General features: G+C 63.7%; 11 protein-coding genes and 3 tRNA genes. 8 read left to right on the top strand and 6 right to left on the bottom strand.

The annotated features are described in order from the left end of the window. The first annotated feature begins 163 nt into the window (after positions 1–163). The 5 genes from hbs (at position 164) to FHS03_RS15105 (ending at position 2,892) form a co-directional block, all read left to right on the top strand. Entirely contained in the window at positions 164–436 is a 273-nt protein-coding gene (gene hbs / locus FHS03_RS15125; protein WP_050412381.1) for a non-specific DNA-binding protein Hbs, read from the top strand. Positions 437–476: 40 nt separating this feature from the next. After that, positions 477–552 (top strand) — tRNA-Val (locus FHS03_RS15120). Positions 553–584: 32 nt separating this feature from the next. Then, positions 585–661: transfer RNA gene (locus FHS03_RS15115), tRNA-Asp, on the top strand. Between the two features lie 29 nt (positions 662–690). After that, positions 691–767: transfer RNA gene (locus FHS03_RS15110), tRNA-Asp, on the top strand. A gap of 238 nt (positions 768–1,005) precedes the next feature. Then, a complete protein-coding gene (locus FHS03_RS15105) occupies positions 1,006–2,892 on the top strand; it encodes a SurA N-terminal domain-containing protein (protein WP_229426234.1) in 1,887 nt (628 codons plus the stop codon). A 188-nt stretch (positions 2,893–3,080) separates the two neighbouring features. On the opposite strand, the gene mnmH is transcribed toward FHS03_RS15105, so the two are convergent. After that, on the bottom strand, positions 3,081–4,136 hold the full coding sequence (mnmH, locus tag FHS03_RS15100; RefSeq protein ID WP_183441786.1) for a tRNA 2-selenouridine(34) synthase MnmH: 1,056 nt from the start codon (positions 4,134–4,136) through the stop codon (positions 3,081–3,083). After that, on the bottom strand, positions 4,133–4,774 hold the full coding sequence (locus tag FHS03_RS15095) for an arylesterase (protein WP_229426233.1): 642 nt from the start codon (positions 4,772–4,774) through the stop codon (positions 4,133–4,135). The genes mnmH and FHS03_RS15095 overlap by 4 nt, the downstream gene beginning before the upstream one ends. On the opposite strand from FHS03_RS15095, the gene FHS03_RS15090 reads away from it, so the two are divergent. Next, positions 4,773–5,513: an ABC transporter ATP-binding protein gene (locus FHS03_RS15090; protein ID WP_183441784.1), complete on the top strand. Its 741-nt coding sequence runs from the start codon at positions 4,773–4,775 to the stop codon at positions 5,511–5,513. The genes FHS03_RS15095 and FHS03_RS15090 overlap by 2 nt on opposite strands. A gap of 8 nt (positions 5,514–5,521) precedes the next feature. Here the strand turns inward: FHS03_RS15090 and FHS03_RS15085 are convergent, their stop codons facing one another. Then, entirely contained in the window at positions 5,522–7,030 is a 1,509-nt protein-coding gene (locus tag FHS03_RS15085; protein WP_183441783.1) for an NAD(P)H-hydrate dehydratase, read from the bottom strand. Between the two features lie 135 nt (positions 7,031–7,165). On the opposite strand from FHS03_RS15085, the gene FHS03_RS15080 reads away from it, so the two are divergent. Beyond that, entirely contained in the window at positions 7,166–10,747 is a 3,582-nt protein-coding gene (locus FHS03_RS15080) for a hydantoinase B/oxoprolinase family protein (protein WP_183441782.1), read from the top strand. A gap of 62 nt (positions 10,748–10,809) precedes the next feature. On the opposite strand, the gene FHS03_RS15075 is transcribed toward FHS03_RS15080, so the two are convergent. Further along, entirely contained in the window at positions 10,810–12,447 is a 1,638-nt protein-coding gene (locus FHS03_RS15075) for a response regulator (protein WP_183441781.1), read from the bottom strand. A gap of 285 nt (positions 12,448–12,732) precedes the next feature. Here FHS03_RS15075 and purL point away from each other — a divergent pair, with 285 nt between their 5' ends. Then, positions 12,733–16,779 (top strand): phosphoribosylformylglycinamidine synthase, encoded by a 4,047-nt coding sequence (purL, locus tag FHS03_RS15070; RefSeq protein WP_183441780.1) that lies wholly within the window; start codon positions 12,733–12,735, stop codon positions 16,777–16,779. A 94-nt stretch (positions 16,780–16,873) separates the two neighbouring features. Here purL and FHS03_RS15065 read toward each other — a convergent pair whose 3' ends face one another. Both FHS03_RS15065 and FHS03_RS15060 read right to left on the bottom strand, forming a co-directional pair. Continuing rightward, the gene (locus tag FHS03_RS15065) at positions 16,874–17,230 is read right to left on the bottom strand and encodes a translation initiation factor Sui1 (protein ID WP_183441779.1); all 357 of its coding nucleotides are present in this window, start codon (positions 17,228–17,230) and stop codon (positions 16,874–16,876) included. Positions 17,231–17,311: 81 nt separating this feature from the next. Further along, positions 17,312–17,812, bottom strand: coding sequence for a VOC family protein (locus FHS03_RS15060; RefSeq protein WP_183441778.1), 501 nt, complete (start codon positions 17,810–17,812; stop codon positions 17,312–17,314). Positions 17,813–17,858: the final 46 nt, after the last annotated feature.

Here is a 17,858-nt window from a genome sequence, read left to right as displayed (position 1 = left end):
CTGTTTTGCGTTTTGCCCCTGTTTTTCTAGGGGAAATCCCTTGACATACTGTTAGTGTGGCTTGTTTAATACGGCCTGAGATTTTTCTCTACCCGTTGAAATGCCTTATATAGAAGCATGAAAACGGTATAAAATGATATAAACCTTTGTGACGGGGATGCTTGTGAACAAGACTGAATTGATCGACCATATCGCTACTTCCGCTGACATCTCGAAAGCGGCAGCTGCTCGCGCGCTGGACGCGGTGATCGATGGTGTTACTACTACTCTGGCCAAGAACGACAGCGTCACCCTGGTCGGCTTTGGCACCTTCTCGGTGAGCGAGCGCGCCGCCCGTACCGGCCGCAATCCGCGCACCAAAGAAGAGATCAAAATTGAAGCAGCAAAAGTTCCTAAATTTAAAGCTGGTAAAGCTTTGAAAGACGCTGTACAATAATGGCCTTCGGTGAGTTGACGACTCACCGGCCGGTTTAACCGGGCGCTTAGCTCAGTTGGTAGAGCGGATCCCTTACAAGGATTAGGTCGGGAGTTCGAGCCTCTCAGCGCCCACCAGTTAAATCAAGCAGTACCGTGTTGTGTTTGCAGGAGCGGTAGTTCAGTTGGTTAGAATACCGGCCTGTCACGCCGGGGGTCGCGGGTTCGAGCCCCGTCCGCTCCGCCAGCAAATACACACAGCAAAAACGTCTAACTGGAGCGGTAGTTCAGTTGGTTAGAATACCGGCCTGTCACGCCGGGGGTCGCGGGTTCGAGCCCCGTCCGCTCCGCCAGAACAAGATACCCCGCAGCTTGCAAGAGCTGCGGGGTTTTTCTTTTTCCGCGCCGCCTGTTTCGTGGTTGACGCAATATTGCCGATAATTCAAAAAGCTGTCTTGCTATAGAGGGGAGCGCGCTGTAAAATCGCGTGAGCAGCAGAGGGGCGAACGTGGGTTCGCCTTTTTTTTGTAGTGATCCCTCAACTGAATTGGCTGAGCAATGTTTGAATTTATTCGCACGCATCAACGCTTGATGCAGATTTTACTGGCGATCCTGATTATCCCGTCCTTCGCCCTCGTCGGCATCAGCGGTTATCAGAGTTTCGGTGACGACGCCAACACCGTGGCCAAGGTCGATGGTCAGGCTCTGACCCAACAGGAATGGGATGCTGCCCAGCGCAACCAGCTGGAGAACTTCCGCCAGCGTATGGGCCCGCAGTTCGACCAGAAGCTGTTCGACACGCCCGAGTTCAAGAACAATGTGCTCGAAAACCTGATCGCTGAACGCGCCATCTCCGCCGAGGTCAAGCGCGCCCACCTGAGCGTGTCCGACGCCACGCTGCAGAAAACCATTCTCGAAACGCCCGGCCTGACCGGCGACGACGGCAAGTTTGACTACGACCGCTATCGCAAGCTGCTGACGGCGCAAGGCCTGTCGGAGCAGGGCTATGAAGCCGACCAGCGCCGCCGTATGGCCATGGGCCAGCTGGCCGAATCGGTTGAAGCGACCGGCTTCGCGCCGCGCACCGTGTCCAAGCTGCTGTCCGACTTCAGCGCCCAGGAGCGCGAGGTGCAGGAACTGGTGCTGCCTGCCGCCCAGTATCTGTCGCAAGTCAAAGTGAGCGACGAGATGGTGAAAGCCTTCTACGACAAGAACAGCAAGTTCTTCGAAGTGCCGGAGCAGGCCAAGATCGAATACGTGGTCTTCAACGCCGCCACGGTGGCCGCCTCCGTGACCGCCACCGACGAAGAAGTCGCCAACTTCTACAAGCAGAACGAAAAGCGCTTCACCACGCCGGAAACCCGCCGCGCCAGCCATATCCTGGTAGCGCTGAAGCAGGGCGCCAGCGCGGCCGAGAAGAGCGCCGCCAAGGCCAAGGCTGAAGCCATCCTGGCCGACGTGCGCAAGAATCCGGGCGACTTCGCCAAGATCGCCAAGGCCAAATCGGAAGACCCGGTATCGGCCGAAGTGGGCGGCGACCTGAACGTGATCGAAAAAGGCTCGCTGGTGAAGCCGGTGGAAGACGCCATCTTCCAGCTCAAGCAAGGTGAGATCAGCAATGTGGTCGAATCCGAGTTCGGCTTCCACGTGCTGACCGTGACCCAGCTCAAGCCAGCCAGCGTCAAGCCGCTGGACGAAGCCAAAGCCGAAGTCGTGGCCGAAGTGAAGAAGCAGAAAGCCGCCAAGCAGTATTCCGAGATGGCTGAAACCTTCACCAACACCGTGTACGAGCAGGCGGACAGCCTGAAACCGGTGGCCGACAAGCTGGGCCTGAAGATCGAGACAGCCGAGCACCTGTCGCGCGAGCCATCGCCGATGCTGGGCACCGCGCCGTTCAACAACGCCAAATTCCTGAAAGCCCTGTTCAACGACGAAGCCCTGAAGAACAAGCGCAATACGGAGGCGGTGGAAGTGGCGCCAAGCACCCTGATCGCCGGCCGCATCGTCGAACACAAGCCTGCGAGCAAACGTCCGCTGGCCGAAGTCGACGCCCAGATCCGTCAGCGCGTGACCATCGAAGAAGCCGCCAAGCTGGCGCGCAAAGCCGGTGAAGAGAAACTGGCCGCCGTCAAGAAATCGAACGACGTCGCCGGCTTCAGCGAAGCCCGTCTGATCTCGCGCGCCAAGGCCGACAGCGTACCGCCGCAAGCCGCCGCTGCCCTGATGAAAGCCGATACCAGCAAGCTCCCAGCGTATGTCGGCGTGGAAGTGCCAGGCCAAGGCTACGGCGTCTACCGCATCAACAAAGTGCAGCAGCCGACCCAGCAAGACGACGCCCGCCGCAAGATGGAAGCCGAGCGCATCAGCCAAGCCCAATCGCAGCAAGAAATGTTCGACTTCATCGAAGCGCTGAAGCGCAAAGCCAAGACCAAAGTGCTGCACACCAGCAGCGCCGCCAAGTCCGAGACCGCCAAATAAGGGGTCTCCGCTCGACGAAAAGCCGCCCTCGGGCGGCTTTTTTATTGTTTGATTTAGCGCAAGGAATGTCCCACCCTGGTGTCAGGCACCAGAGCAGGACATTCTTTGAGAAAGATCAAGAAATGTCCGACCGTGGTGCCTGACACCAGGGTTGGACATTCTTTGATTTTGCGCAAACGGCGACGGGATCAGCTGCTGTGCAGCTGGCGGGCGGCGAGGAGAAAGTGGGCGGGGGTGATACCGTCCAGGTGCAGTACCTGGGCCTGGGCGTAGGCGCTGAAGTTGCGTTGGATGGAGCGCTGGTAGGCTGGGTCGTAGTGCTCGGCCAGCAGCTCTTCGACCAGCGGGGTGATGTCGCCGGCGCTGGCCATGTCCTGCCAGCGTGCGATCTTTTCCTTGCCGTGCAGGCCGACCAGATATTCGAGCTGCTGGTTCAGGGCCGGCGCGTTGCAGGCGAAGTGTTGGTAGTCTTCGATCAGCAGGCGTACGCGTTCAGGGCGCGGCAGCTGGATGGCGACGCAGGGCGAGGCGCGCATCTTCTCCATCAGCGGGCCGGGGACGCGCAGGTCGCCCACCTTTTTGCTTTCGGATTCGACGAAGACGGGACGCGCGGGATCAAAGCGGCGCAGGCGGTCCCAGATGCCGGTTTCAAAGGCTTTCTGCGTGGGCTGCGGCTGGCAGGGCAGCTTGCCCAGCACCGAGCCGCGGTGCGCGGCCAGCTGTTCCAGGTCGAGCACCTGGGCGCCGACCGATTCCAGGGTATCGAGCAGGCGGGTCTTGCCGCTGCCAGTGGGGCCGCAGACGACGCGGAAGTCCAGCGCCGGCGCCTGTTCCAGCGCGCTGTTGACGTGGGCACGGAAGGCTTTGTAGCCGCCATCCAGTTGCGCCACCGGCCAGCCTATCTTGGCCAGGATGTGGGCCATGGAGCCGCTGCGGTTGCCGCCGCGCCAGCAGTAAATCAGCGGCCGCCATTCGCGCGGCTTGTCCAGCCACAGCGTCTCCAGATGGTGGGCGATATTCTTGGCCACCAGCGCGGCGCCCAGCTTCTTGGCTTCGAAGGCGCCGATCTGCTTGTACATGGTGCCGATGCGGATGCGCTGGGCGTCGTCCAGCACCGGGCAATTGATGGCGTCCGGCAGATGGTCCTGCGCGTATTCGGCGGGACTGCGCGCGTCGATGATGGTGTCGAACTCGCCCAGGCGCGGCAGGATGTCTTCGAAACTCAGGAGCTCGGGATACTTCATTTGGTCCTTAAAATAGGCAGCAGGTGCGGCCAGATATTGCCGAGGATGATGGGGTGGGCGCTGGCCAGCGGATGCAGGCGGTCGGGCTGGAACAGCTCGATCTTGTCGGCCACGCCATCGAGCATGAAGGGCGCCAGACCGGACTTGGTGTCCTTGCTGATGGCGCCGAACATGGCGAAGAATTTTTCGGCGTAATCGCGGCCGTAATTGGGCGGCACGCGGTTGCCGACGATGAGCACCTTGGCGCCGGCTTGGCGCGCGTCACCCACCATGGCGCGCAGATTGGCCTCGGCCGCCGCCACCGGCAGGCCGCGCAGGCCGTCATTGGCGCCCAGTTCGATCACCACCACGTCGGGCTTGTGCTTTTTGAGCAGGGCCGGGAGGCGCGTGCGTCCGCCGCTGGTAGTCTCGCCGCTGACGCTGGCGTTGACCAGGGTCGCTTCCAGCTTCTGCGACTTGAGACGCTGTTCCAGCAGCGCCACCCAGCCCGTGCCGCGCGCCAGGCCGTATTCGGCCGAGAGACTATCACCGAGCACTAGAACCGTTTTTGGTGCAGAATAGGCGTGCGCCGCGCCGCCCAGCAGCAGGGAGGCCAGCGACAGCAGCAGACAACGACGTAACTTTTCAAACAGGATCATGCCTGAATTCCCAATAGCGTCCAGCAGTTTTATTCCAGATTCGCCGGCCATCCCGGCCGCCGAAGTGCGTGCCGCGACGGCGGCCATCGCCGTTTCCGGCCTATGCAAGCGGGTGGCCGACGCCAGCGGCGAGCTGACCATCCTGCATAGCGTGGATTTTACCGTGCAAAAGGCGGAAACGCTCGCCATCGTCGGCGCCTCGGGTTCCGGCAAATCGACCCTGCTCGGGCTTCTGGCCGGCCTGGATACGCCCAGCGAAGGCAAGGTGCTGCTGGACGGCAGCGATATCTTCGCGCTCGATGAGGATGGCCGCGCCGCGCTGCGCAAGGCAAAACTGGGTTTCGTTTTCCAATCCTTCCAGCTGCTGCCGCATCTGACGGCGGTGGAAAACGTGATGCTGCCGCTGGAGCTGTCCGGCGAGAGCAATGCCAAACGCCGCGCCGAAGAGATGTTGGGGCGGGTCGGCCTGTCCTCGCGCCTGAAGCACTATCCCAAATACCTGTCCGGCGGCGAGCAGCAACGCGTGGCGCTGGCGCGCGCCTTCGTCAGCCAGCCGCCGCTGCTGCTGGCCGACGAACCGACCGGCAGCCTCGACGCCGCCACGGGCGAAGCCGTCATCCAGCTCATGTTCGAACTCAATCGCGAGCACGGCTCGACCCTGGTGCTGGTCACGCATGATTCCTCCATCGCCGCCCGCTGCAAGCGCACCATCACCATCGCCGCCGGCCGCCTCGTTTGACCCTTGGTTTAGCGGCCGTGGTGGTGGGCCATGCGGTTGTGGGCGACGCGGATGGCGGGCAGCAGCTCGCTGGCGGTGAGGCCGATCGGGCCGCAGCCGTCGGCGACCAGGACGTCGGCGGCCATGCCGTGCAGCCAGACGGCAGCGAGGGTGGCTTCCCACGCCGGCCAGCCTTGGGCCAGCAGGCTGCCGCATAGGCCGGCCAGGACGTCGCCGGTGCCGGCGGTGGCGAGGGCGGGATTGCCTGTGGTGTTGATGACGATGCGTCCATCCGGCGCGGCGATTACGCTGCCGGAACCTTTTAATACGATATAGGCTTGCAGCTGCGCAGCCAGGGCGCGCGCGTTGCCGATGCGGTCGCGCTGGACCTCGGCGACACTGATGCCGAGCAGGCGGGCTGCTTCCAGCGGGTGCGGGGTGAGTATGATGGGCGCGGTGCGGTGCGCTAATTGTTCCTTGAGCTCGGGCGAGGCGGCCAGCAGGTTGAGGGCGTCGGCGTCAAGCAGCAGGGTTTGCGTGCTGTCGATGGCGCGCAGCAGCAGGGTGCGCGCGGCGGGCGCGGTGCCGAGACCGGGCCCGACCACCAGTACGGCATCGTCGAAGCCGATGTCGGCGGCGTTGCGGCACATGAGTTCCGGGTGGGCACTGTCATAGGCCGGGGCGTCGGCGGCGAAGCCGAGATAGACGCGCCCCGCGCCACTCATCAATGCGGCGCGGCCCGCCAGCACGGGCGCGCCGCCCATGCCGCGCGCGCCGCCGATCACGGCGACATTGCCAAAGCTGCCTTTGTGCGAGTTGTGGTTGCGCGCTCGCGTGTTACGGCCGAAGAAGGCGACGTCGTTCAGATGCATGCTGGCCGGTGGAAAGGCGGCATCGTCCACTTCCAGCCGGTTGACGCTGACCAGGCCCGCGTAATCGCGCCCCGCGCACGTGTGCAAGCCTGCTTTGTCGCCGAGGAAGGTGACGGTGTGGCTAGCGCGGATGGCGACGCCGTCGGCATCGCCGACGATGCAGCCGCTGTCGGCATCGAGGCCGCTGGGAACGTCGAGCGCGAGCACCGGGCAGCCCAGCGCATTCACGGCCAGGACCAGTTCGCGCGCGGCGCCCTCCAGGGCGCGTTGCAGGCCGATGCCGAACAGACCGTCGACCACCAGATTCCATTCCGCGGCGGCGATATCCTCCGGCTGCAGTTCGACAAACCGCGCCGGGCTGTTGCGCGCCCGCTCCAGCGCATGCGCGCGCTCGGGCGAGGGTGGACGTGGGCTGTCGAAGTAACGGATCGCCACTTGCGCGCCGGCGTGGGACAGGTGGGCGGCCGCTTCCAGCGCGTCGCCGCCGTTGTTGCCGGGACCGGCCAGCACCAGCACCCTGGCGCGGCTGGTGGAAAAGGGCAGCAGGTCCAGCGCGGCGTTGGCCGCGGCTTGGCCGGCGCGTTGCATCAGTGCTCCGGCGGGAAGACGGGCGGCGCCTGCCGCTTCGATCTGGCGGATTTCAGCGACGGAGTAGAGGGGATTCATGCCTGAGGTGACGGCCCGGAGCCGTGCAATTGGGATTCGCTCAATTTTATCATCGAAATAATTTTGCCTGGCCTGCGCCGCGCCTTGGTACCCGCATCTACAATGGGCGCTTCACTGAACGGAGCGAGGCTGGCAATGGACTGGCAATTCTGGATCGATCGCGGCGGCACTTTCACCGACATCGTGGCGCGCCTGCCCGATGGCAGTCTGCGCACGCACAAGCTGCTGTCCGAAGATCCGGAACACTATGCCGACGCGGCGCTGGCGGGCATCCGCCATCTGCTGGCGGTGGAGACGCAACAGTCCATTCCCGTCGAGCGTATCGGCGCGGTGAAGATGGGGACGACGGTGGCGACCAATGCGCTGCTGGAGCGCAAGGGCGAGCCGACAGCGCTGGCGATCACGCGCGGCTTCGGCGACGCGCTGCGCATCGCTTACCAAAACCGTCCGCGCCTGTTCGATCGTAATATCGTGCTGCCCGAGCTGCTGTACCGCCATGTGGTCGAGATCGATGAGCGCATGGGCGCGCATGGGGAGGTGGTGCGGGCGCTGGATGAGGAGGGCGCGCGCGCCGGCTTGCAAGCGGCCTATGATGCCGGGCTGCGCGCGCTGGCCATCGTCTTCATGCACGGCTACCGTTACGGCGCGCATGAGCAGGCGGTTGCGCGCATCGCGCGCGCGATCGGCTTCACGCAGATATCGGTCTCGCACCAGATCAGCCCTATGATGAAACTGGTGGCGCGCGGCGATACCACGGTGGTCGACGCCTATCTCTCGCCGATCCTGCGGCGCTACGTCGATCAGGTGGCGCGCGAGCTACCGGGCGTGAACCTGCAATTCATGCAGTCGAACGGCGGCTTGACTGACGCGCGCGCCTTCCAGGGCAAGGACAGCATCCTGAGCGGCCCGGCCGGCGGGATCGTCGGCATGGTGCGCGCCAGCCGCGCGGCAGGCTTTGAGCGCATCATCGGTTTCGATATGGGCGGCACATCGACCGATGTTTCGCATTTCTTCGGCGAGTTTGAGCGCGTGTTCGAAACGCAGGTAGCCGGTGTGCGCATGCGCGCGCCGATGATGAGCATCCATACCGTGGCGGCGGGCGGCGGCTCCATCCTGCATTTCGACGGCAGCCGCTTTCGCGTCGGCCCCGATAGCGCGGGCGCCAATCCCGGCCCCGCCAGCTACCGGCGCGGCGGGCCGCTGACCGTCACCGACTGCAATGTCATGCTGGGCAAGCTGCAGCCGGCATATTTTCCCAAGTTATTCGGCGCCGACGGCGCGCAGGAGCTTGATGCTGACATTGTGCGCGAACGCTTTGCCGCCATGGCGCAGGAGGCCGCCGGCACCACAGCCGCGACGCCGGAGCAGATCGCCGAAGGCTTTATCGAGATCGCCGTCGGCAATATGGCGAACGCCATCAAGCAGATTTCCGTGCAGCGCGGCCATGACGTCACCGAGTACACCCTGACCAGTTTCGGCGGCGCCGGCGGCCAGCATGCCTGCCTGGTGGCCGATGCGCTGGGCATGAAGACTGTCTTCATCCATTCCTTGGCCGGCGTGCTGTCGGCGTATGGCATGGGCCTGGCCGACCAGAGCGTGATGCGCGAAATGGCGGTCGAGGCGCGGCTGGAAGCGTCGGCGCTGGATGGCATCGTTCAGCGGCTGCAAGCGCTGGAAAAAGATGCGGTTGCGGCGTTGCGCAGCCAAGGCGTGGCGGACGAGCATATCGCGCTGGCGCGCCGCATCCATTTGCGCTATGAAGGCACGGATACCGCGCTGATCGTCGCATTCGATACGCCACAGCGCATGCAGGAGCAGTTTGAGTCGGCCTACAAGCAGCGCTTCTCCTTCCTGATGCCTGGGCGGGGGCTGATGGTCGAAGCGGTGTCGGTGGAGGCAATCGGCAAATCCGATGCGCCCGCCGAAATGCAGCAAGCGGCCGCGCCGCGCCAGACGCCTTTGCAGCCGCATGCCATGATTCCCATGCATGCCGGTGGGCGCTGGCGCGAAACGGCGCTGTTCCGGCGCGACGATCTGCGCGTGGGCGATATCGTTTCCGGTCCCGCCATCATCGCCGAGGCGAATGCGACGACCGTGCTGGAGCCGGGCTGGCAGGCCGAAGTCACATCGCAGAACCATTTGCTGCTGAAGCGTGTCGAAGCGCTGCCCGAACGGCGCGCCATCGGCACCACGGCCGATCCGGTGATGCTGGAGATTTTCAATAATCTCTTCATGTCCATCGCCGAGCAAATGGGCCTGCGCCTGCAAAACACCGCCTACTCGGTGAATATCAAGGAGCGCCTGGACTTCAGCTGCGCCATCTTTGATGAGCAGGGCAATCTGATCGCCAATGCGCCACATATGCCGGTGCATCTGGGCTCGATGGGCGAAAGCATCAAGGCTGTGATGCGGAAGAATGCGGGCGGCATGCGGCCGGGCGATGTGTACATGCTCAACGACCCATACAACGGCGGCACCCACCTGCCCGACGTCACCGTGATCTCGCCGGTCTTTGATGAGGCGGGGCAGGGCATCCTGTTCTATGTGGGCTCGCGCGGCCACCATGCCGACATCGGCGGCACCACGCCGGGATCGATGCCGCCCGATTCGCGCCATATCGAGGAAGAGGGCGTCCTGTTCGATAACTTCAAGCTGGTGGATGGCGGCCGGCTGCGCGACGCCGAGGCACGCGCTTTGCTGGCTGGCGGGCCGTACCCGGCCCGCAATCCCGATCAGAATATGGCCGACCTGCGCGCGCAGGTCGCCGCCAACCAGAAAGGCGTGGACGAGCTGCGGCGCATGGTGGCCCACTTCGGTCTGGACGTGGTGCGCGCCTATATGGGCCATGTGCAGGATAATGCGGAGGAAGCGGTGCGCCGCGTCATCAGCGCGCTGCGTGACGGCGCTTACACGGTGGAGCTGGATAATGGCGCCCGCATCGCCGTCGCCATCCGGGTTGACCAGGCGGACCGCAGCGCCGTCATCGACTTCAGCGGCACCTCGGACCAGCAGGAGAATAACTTCAACGCGCCATCCGCCGTGTGCATGGCGGCCGTGCTGTACGTCTTCCGCACCCTGGTCGATGACGACATTCCGCTCAACGCCGGCTGCCTGAAACCCTTGCAGGTGCTGATCCCGCCCGGTTCGATGCTCAATCCCCATTACCCCGCCTCGGTCGTTTCCGGCAATGTGGAAACGTCGACCTGCATCACCAACGCCTTATACGGTGCGCTGGGCGTGATGGGCGCGTCCCAGGGCACGATGAACAACTTCACCTTCGGTAATGCGCGCTACCAGTATTACGAAACCATCAGCGGTGGTTCCGGCGCGGGCAAAGGCTTTGACGGCACCGACGTGGTGCAAACGAATATGACCAATTCGCGGCTGACCGACCCGGAAATCCTCGAATTCCGCTATCCCGTGCGGGTCGAGAGCTATGCCATCCGTCCCGGCTCCGGCGGCAAGGGACGCTGGCGGGGCGGCAATGGCGGCATCCGCAAGATTCGCTTCCTGGAAGAGATGACCGCCGCCATCCTATCTAACAACCGCCGCTACGCCCCCTTCGGCATGGCTGGCGGCGGCGCCGGCGCGGTTGGCCGCAACACTGTCCAGCGCGCCGACGGCCGCGTCGAGGAACTCGGCCACATCGGCAAAACCCAGATGCTGCCCGGCGACCTGTTCATCATCGAAACCCCCGGCGGCGGCGGTTACGGTTGAACCCGTGTCCGATTTGGGGTCTGACCCCAAATCGGACACGGGCTGGGCTGTAGTGCTGCGGTTTAAGCGGTGGTGGAGATGCCGTATTTGCGCTGGGTGGCGTTGTATTGGCCGGCGAGGATTTCGAGGCTGGGGTGGGCCGGGTCGAGGCGGCGCGCGCGTTCGAGCAGGTGGGCGGCTTGTTCGCCGAGCGGGGTTTCCCAGCCGCGCTCGTCAAGCTGCTGCAACATGGCCTGGATGGTGGCGACCAGCACCGGCACGTTGCCGGGCGTGCGCCGCAGCGCGCTGTTGAGCGTGGTGATGGCGGCGCGGTGCTCGCCCTGGGCGCTCTTGGCGGCGGCGTCGCTGACCAGATCCTGCACTTCGCTGCTGATGCGCTCTCCCATGCTGCGGGCCAGGTCGTGGCGGCCGGCTTTTTCGAAGACGCCGACGGCCTGCTCCATGGTCACGCCGCTCTCGCTGTCATGCATCATATTCAGCATGACGCCGGACGCTTCCTGGTCGAGCTGGTGCTGCAGGCAGCTGTACACCAGCCCCATTTTGAGCTGGTTGGACAGGCCGCGCGCCATATTCACGGCGCGCGCGGCGGTGCTGAGCTGGGCCGCCGCTTCGTTTTCCTCGCCCATCAGGTCCATCAGCAGCGCCGAGGAGAATGCCTTGCACACTTCGGTGCCGGCGCTGGCGCGCATCGATCGCTCCAGGTCGCGGATCACGCCACTGGCCTGGTTGGCGTCGCCCTTGCGCACTAGCGCGCGCACCAGGTTCACATGGTCTTCCGGATCGCGGAACTCGGAATACTTGGCCTTGGCGACGACCTGTTTGAAGGCCTTTTCCGCCATGCCCAGATCGCCGCTGTCATAAGCTACTTCACCCAGATGGCGCAGCCGCCGCACCATATGCGGCGAAATGGCGACGGCGTCTTCCAGCACTTTCTTGGCCTGCACCTTCTGCCCCATGGCTTCGTGCACGCGCGCCAGCAGGTCGTAGGCCGCCATCAGCTGCGAATTGTGCTCGATCACATTGTCCAGCGTCTGCTGCGCCTCTTCATAGCGCTGCTGCTGGAATTGGCACTGGGCCAGGCCCAGATGCGCCCAGCCCACCGGCCGCGTCATCAGGATGCCCTGGTATAGCAGCTCGGCGTCGCGCAAGTCGCCCAGGCGCAGATGCAGTTCGGCGCGCAGGCGGTTGAAATCGCCCGCATGACGCGGATTGGCGCCTTGCAGCTCGGTGCAGGTGTCGATTGCTTCGCGCAGCTTGCCCTGGGCGATCAGCAGATGGATCGGGGCGAATATGGCGCGTTTTTCGATAGCCTTGACGATGCGCTGCATCAGCACATCGGTGGTGAAGGGCTTCAGCACGTAGTCGGTGGGCGTCAGCTCGGCCGCGCTCATCACCTTACTGTACACGCCCTCGGAGGTGAGGATGATGAAGATGGTCCAGTCGCTGATCAGCTTATGGTGGCGCAGGTCTTCCAGCAACTGCTGGCCATCCTGGCCGCTGTCGCCGCTGCCGCTGCCCAGATCGTATTCGCACAGGATGACATCGAAGCTGCGCGCGCCCAGGTGGCGGATGGCCGTGCCGGCGCTGACCGCATATTCGATGCGGGTGATCGAGCATTGGCTCAGCATATTGTGCAGATTGGCCCGCATCCCGGGATTGGGGTCGACGATCAGCACCGACAAGTCGCTATAGTCTGGCATTGTGTTCGCACGGATCGCTTATATAGCAGTGAGCATACTCCAAGCTTGAGTAATACATGTCACAAAACCAGCGGTTTTTGCCCCGGAACGGGCGCAAAGCCCGGATTTATGCCCCTAAATGTTGCTTTGACGCCAGCTTTTGGGGTTGGACCAAGCTGACTCAGGGCTGGGAATAGGGGGGGTAAAAGAGTATAATGCCGGCAAAAGGAAATCTAGCAAGACCAGCAATCTCGTGCCAATTCTTCTTTTAATCCGCAGCCAAGCTGCATCAACCATCTCCCAACCATGTTGATTCTGCCGGGCTCCAACGCCCTGTCCGCATTTCGTAGCCAACGTCTTTTAACCCAACTCCAAGCAGTATTGCCCGCGATTTCGTCGGTGCAGGCCCGCTATGTCCACTTTGTGGATGCCGCGAACCCGCTCACCACTGACGATACCAATCGCCTCAACGGCCTGCTGACCTACGGCGAACCGGCCTTGCCGGAACATGCCGAAGGACACGTCGAAGAGTTCTTCGTCATTCCCCGCTTCGGCACCATCTCGCCCTGGGCTTCCAAGGCCACCGACATCGTTCACAACTGCGGCATGGCCCACATCCACCGCGTCGAGCGCGGCGTGGCTTATCGCGTGAACCTGAAGGCCGGCATCCTGGGCAGCAGCATTGGCGCCGCCAAGAAGCTGACGCCGGAAGAGGCGCAAGCCGTGGCGGCCCTGCTGCATGACCGCATGACTGAATCGGTGCTGCGCCACCCCGACCAGGCGGCCGATCTGTTCCGCAGTCTGGAAGCCAAGCCGCTGGAGTCGATCGATGTGCTGGGCGCGGGCCGCATGGCGCTGGAAAAGGCCAATACGGACCTGGGCCTGGCCATGTCGGAAGACGAAATCGATTATCTGCTGGACGCCTTCACCGCGGCCAAGCGCAATCCGACCGACGTCGAACTGATGATGTTCGCCCAGGCGAATAGCGAACATTGCCGCCACAAGATCTTCAACGCCGACTGGACCATCGACGGCGTGGCGCAGGATCTGTCCCTGTTCAAGATGATCAAGAACACCCACCAGCTGCAGCCGAAAGGCACCGTGGTGGCGTACTCGGACAACTCCTCCATCATGGAAGGCGCGGAAGTGACGCGCTTCTATCCGCGCGGCGCCGATCATGAATATGGCGCTTCCACCGAGCTGACCCACACGCTGATGAAGGTGGAAACCCACAACCACCCGACCGCGATTTCCCCATTCCCTGGCGCCTCCACCGGCGCCGGCGGCGAGATCCGCGACGAGGGCGCGACCGGCCGTGGCGCCAAGCCGAAAGCCGGCCTGACCGGTTTCACCGTGTCCAACCTGATGCTGCCGGAAGCGGTGCAGGCCTGGGAGAACGCGGCCAACGTCACCGCGCCGGTCGGCAAGCGCAACGAATCCACGGTCTACGGCAAGCCTGACCGCATCGCCTCGCCACTGCAGATCATGATCGAAGGCCCGCTAGGCGGCGCCGCGTTCTCGAATGAGTTCGGCCGTCCGGTGCTGGGCGGTTACTTCCGTACTTACGAACAGAATATCGGCAAGCAGTTCGCCGGCGCGCACGACACCGTGTTCGGCTACCACAAACCGATCATGATCGCCGGCGGCATCGGCAATATCTCGGCCAAGCACACGCACAAGAACGACATCCCGGTCGGCAGCCTGCTGGTGCAGCTGGGCGGTCCCGGCATGCGCATCGGCATGGGTGGCTCGGCTGCCTCCTCGATGGCGACCGGCACCAATACCGCCGATCTGGATTTCGACTCGGTCCAGCGCGGCAATCCGGAAATGGAACGCCGCGCCCAGGAAGTGATCAACGGCTGCTGGCAGATGGCTGAAGCCAATCCGATCATCTCGATCCACGACGTGGGTGCGGGCGGCTTGTCCAACGCCTTCCCGGAAATCACCAACGACGCCAAGCGTGGCGCGATCTTCGATCTGCGCAAAGTGCCGCTGGAAGAAAGCGGCATGGCGCCGAAGGAAATCTGGAGTAACGAATCGCAGGAACGCTATGTGCTGGCGATCGCGCCGCAAGACCTGCCGCAGTTCCAGGCGCTGTGCGAACGCGAACGCTGCCCGTTTGCCGTGGTTGGCGTGGCGACCGAAGAGCGCCAGCTGAAGCTGGTGGACAATGAGCTGGGCAATTCCCCGGTCGATATGCCGATGGACGTCCTGCTCGGCAAACCGCCGAAGATGCAGCGCGATGTGCACCATGTGAAGAACGACTTCCCGGCCATCGACCTGACCGGCCTGGAACTGGAAGAAGCGGCCAAGCGCGTGCTGCTGTTGCCGACCGTGGGCGACAAGTCCTTCCTGATCACCATCGGCGACCGCAGCGTGGGCGCCATGTCGGTGCGCGACCAGATGGTCGGCCCATGGCAGGTGCCGGTGGCCGATTGCGCCGTCACCGCCATGAGCTATGAAGGCTATCTGGGCGAGGCGATGGCCATGGGCGAACGCACGCCGCTGGCCGTGATCGACGCGCCGGCTTCCGGCCGCATGGCCGTGGGCGAGACAATTACCAATCTGGCCGCCGCGCCGATTGAAGACATCTCCTGCATCAAACTGTCCGCCAACTGGATGGCCGCTTGCGGCCAGCCTGGCCAGGACGCGGCCCTGTTCGACACCGTGAAAGCGGTCGGCATGGACCTGTGCCCGGCCCTGGGCATCAGCATCCCGGTCGGCAAGGACTCGCTGTCCATGCGCACCACCTGGAAGGATGAGGGCGAGGACAAGGCCGTGGTGTCGCCGGTGTCGCTGATCGTCTCCGGCTTCTCGCCGGTGTACGATGTGCGCAAGTCGCTGACCCCGCAAATCCGCACCGACCTGGGCGAAACCTCGATCATCCTGATCGACCTGGGACGCGGCAAGAACCGCATGGGCGCATCGGCCCTGGCCCAGGTTATCGGCCAGCTCGGCAACGACGTGCCGGACGTGGACAGCGCGGAAGACCTGAAAGCATTCTTCCACGCCATCCAGCAACTGAACAAGGACGGCAAGCTGCTGGCCTACCACGACCGTTCGGACGGCGGCCTGTATGCCACGCTGACGGAAATGGCCTTCGCCGGCCGTGCCGGCCTGTCCATCAATCTGGACATGCTGACGCTGGAAGGCGAACACGCCGCCGACTGGGGCGACGCCAAGAACTGGGCCGGCCAGGTGGCCGAGCGCCGCAACGAGCTGACCTTGCGCGCGCTGTTCAGCGAAGAGCTGGGCGCCGTGATCCAGGTGCGCGCCGAAGAGAAGTCGCAAGTGATGGACGTGCTGCGCAGCTTCAACCTGGGCGCCTGCAGCCATATCATCGGCAAGCCGAACGAACGTGGCGTGATCGAATTCACGCGCGACGCCAAGATCATCTACAGCCAGCCGCGTGCCGCGCTGCACCGCCTGTGGAGCGAAACCAGCTGGCGCATCTCGCGCCTGCGCGAGAACCCGGCTTGCGCCGACCAGGAATACGACCGCCTGTTGGACGAAACCGATCCAGGCATCACGCCGAAGATCACGTTCGACCTGAACGAAGACGTGGCCGCGCCCTTCCTCGCCACCGGCGTGCGTCCGCGCGTCGCCATCCTGCGCGAGCAGGGCGTCAACTCGCATATCGAAACCGCCTGGGTCATGCACCAGGCAGGCTTCGCGGCGGTGGACGTGCACATGAGCGACCTGATTGCCGACCGCGTCAAGCTGGACGACTTCCAGGGCATCATCGCCGTCGGCGGCTTCTCCTACGGCGACGTGCTCGGTGCGGGCGAAGGCTGGGCCAAGTCCATCCTGTTCAACCCGGCCCTGGCCGAGCAGTTCGCGCGTTTCTTCCAGCGTCCCGACAGCTTCGGTCTCGGCGTCTGCAACGGTTGCCAGATGATGAGCAATCTGAAGTCCATCATCCCCGGCGCCCATGCCTGGCCGAAGTTCACCACCAACAAGTCGGAGAAATTCGAGGCGCGCTTCTCGATGGTCGAAGTGCTGGACTCGCCGTCCATCTTCTTCCAGGGCATGGCCGGCACCCAGAGCGCCATCGCCATCGCCCACGGCGAAGGCTATGCGGACTTCAGCCAGACCGGCAATATCGGCGAGGCCATCGGCGCGCTGCGCTTCATCGACAACAAGGGCGCGGCGACCGAAGCCTATCCGTACAATCCGAACGGCTCGCCGCAAGGCCTGACGTCGGTGACCACGGCCGACGGCCGCTTCACCGTGATGATGCCGCACGCCGAGCGCGTCTTCCGCACGGTGCAGCAATCCTGGCATCCCGACAGCTGGGGCGAGCATTCCCCATGGATGCGCATGTTCCGCAACGCCCGCAAGTTCGTGGGCTAAGCAGCGCCGCCAGCCCGCCAGGGCGTCAAGAAAAAAGCCGGGTTATCCCGGCTTTTTTCATGTCCGCCCGCGAGCGGATCGCTCGGACAGGTTCTCAATTGCCGCTGCGTTTCGGGCTGTGACCTAGCTTGGCCAATGCTGCCACCACAAGATCGCAATGATCGCCTTGAATTTCGATGACGCCGTCCTTGACCGTGCCGCCCGAGCCGCAGGCGCTGCGCAATTGCTTGCCGAGCTGTGCGAGTGAGAGCGTATCGAGAGCCAGGCCTTTGACCAGCGTGACGGTCTTGCCGCCGCGGCCCTTGGTCTGGCGCGAAACGCGTACCTGGCCGTCGCCAAGAATAGTGGTCTGGGCTTGGCAGGTGCAGGCGGCAATGGCCTGGCGGCAGCTGGGGCAGGTGCGGCCGACTTCGGTCGAATAGACGAGACCGCCGCTGGACTGACTTCTCATGGTTGGATGTCTTCGGCAAAAAACGCAAGCATAACAGGCAGCCCGCATACCGTGGCCGCTGTTGTTCGCCGGCTTTGCCGCTTAACCCCGGTATGCCCGCTGCAGCTCGGCGAAATCGATCTTGCGCATTCTCAGCAAGGCCGTCATGACGCGCTGGGCTTTGCCGGACTCGGTATCGCGCATCATATCGCTGATGACGGCAGGCACGATCTGCCACGACAGGCCGTATTTGTCTTTGAGCCAGCCGCATTGCTGGGCCGCCGGATCGCCGCCTTCCCCCAGATGATGCCAGTAGTAATCGATTTCATCCTGGTTGTCGCAATTGATGATGAGCGAGACGGCTTCAGTGAATTTGAAGATGGGGCCGCCATTCAGCGCGGTGAAACGGCAGCCGGCGAGTTCGAAGGCCACCACCATGACCGAACCGGGCGGCCGGCCATGGATTTCCTGGCCGGCTTCCGTGTACAGGCTGACGCTGGAAATACTGGAGCCGGGGAAAATGCCAGTGTAATAGCGCGCCGCCTGTTCCGCCTGGCTGTCGAACCACAGACAGGGTTGAATCTTGTGAGAAATACTGGGCATGGCCGTTCCCCTTCACGAAGAAAGAAGCCATGCTGGCACAGATCGC

The organism is Pseudoduganella violacea, assembly GCF_014191875.1.
Lineage (GTDB): Bacteria > Pseudomonadota > Gammaproteobacteria > Burkholderiales > Burkholderiaceae_D > Rugamonas > Rugamonas violacea_A.
Note: the sequence above shows the minus strand (reverse complement) of the source record. Positions and strands in the feature narration are given on the sequence as shown.

Bases quoted from the DNA above. Each gene is read 5' to 3' on its own strand.
- FHS03_RS15060 (WP_183441778.1), bottom strand. From the start codon at position 17,812: ATGCCCAGTATTTCTCACAAGATTCAACCCTGTCTGTGGTTCGACAGC.
- FHS03_RS15105 (WP_229426234.1), top strand. From the start codon at position 1,006: ATGCAGATTTTACTGGCGATCCTGATTATCCCGTCCTTCGCCCTCGTC.
- FHS03_RS15065 (WP_183441779.1), bottom strand. From the start codon at position 17,230: ATGAGAAGTCAGTCCAGCGGCGGTCTCGTCTATTCGACCGAAGTCGGC.
- FHS03_RS15085 (WP_183441783.1), bottom strand. From the start codon at position 7,030: ATGAATCCCCTCTACTCCGTCGCTGAAATCCGCCAGATCGAAGCGGCA.
- purL (WP_183441780.1), top strand. From the start codon at position 12,733: ATGTTGATTCTGCCGGGCTCCAACGCCCTGTCCGCATTTCGTAGCCAA.
- FHS03_RS15090 (WP_183441784.1), top strand. From the start codon at position 4,773: ATGCCTGAATTCCCAATAGCGTCCAGCAGTTTTATTCCAGATTCGCCG.
- FHS03_RS15095 (WP_229426233.1), bottom strand. From the start codon at position 4,774: ATGATCCTGTTTGAAAAGTTACGTCGTTGTCTGCTGCTGTCGCTGGCC.
- FHS03_RS15075 (WP_183441781.1), bottom strand. From the start codon at position 12,447: ATGCCAGACTATAGCGACTTGTCGGTGCTGATCGTCGACCCCAATCCC.
- FHS03_RS15080 (WP_183441782.1), top strand. From the start codon at position 7,166: ATGGACTGGCAATTCTGGATCGATCGCGGCGGCACTTTCACCGACATC.
- mnmH (WP_183441786.1), bottom strand. From the start codon at position 4,136: ATGAAGTATCCCGAGCTCCTGAGTTTCGAAGACATCCTGCCGCGCCTG.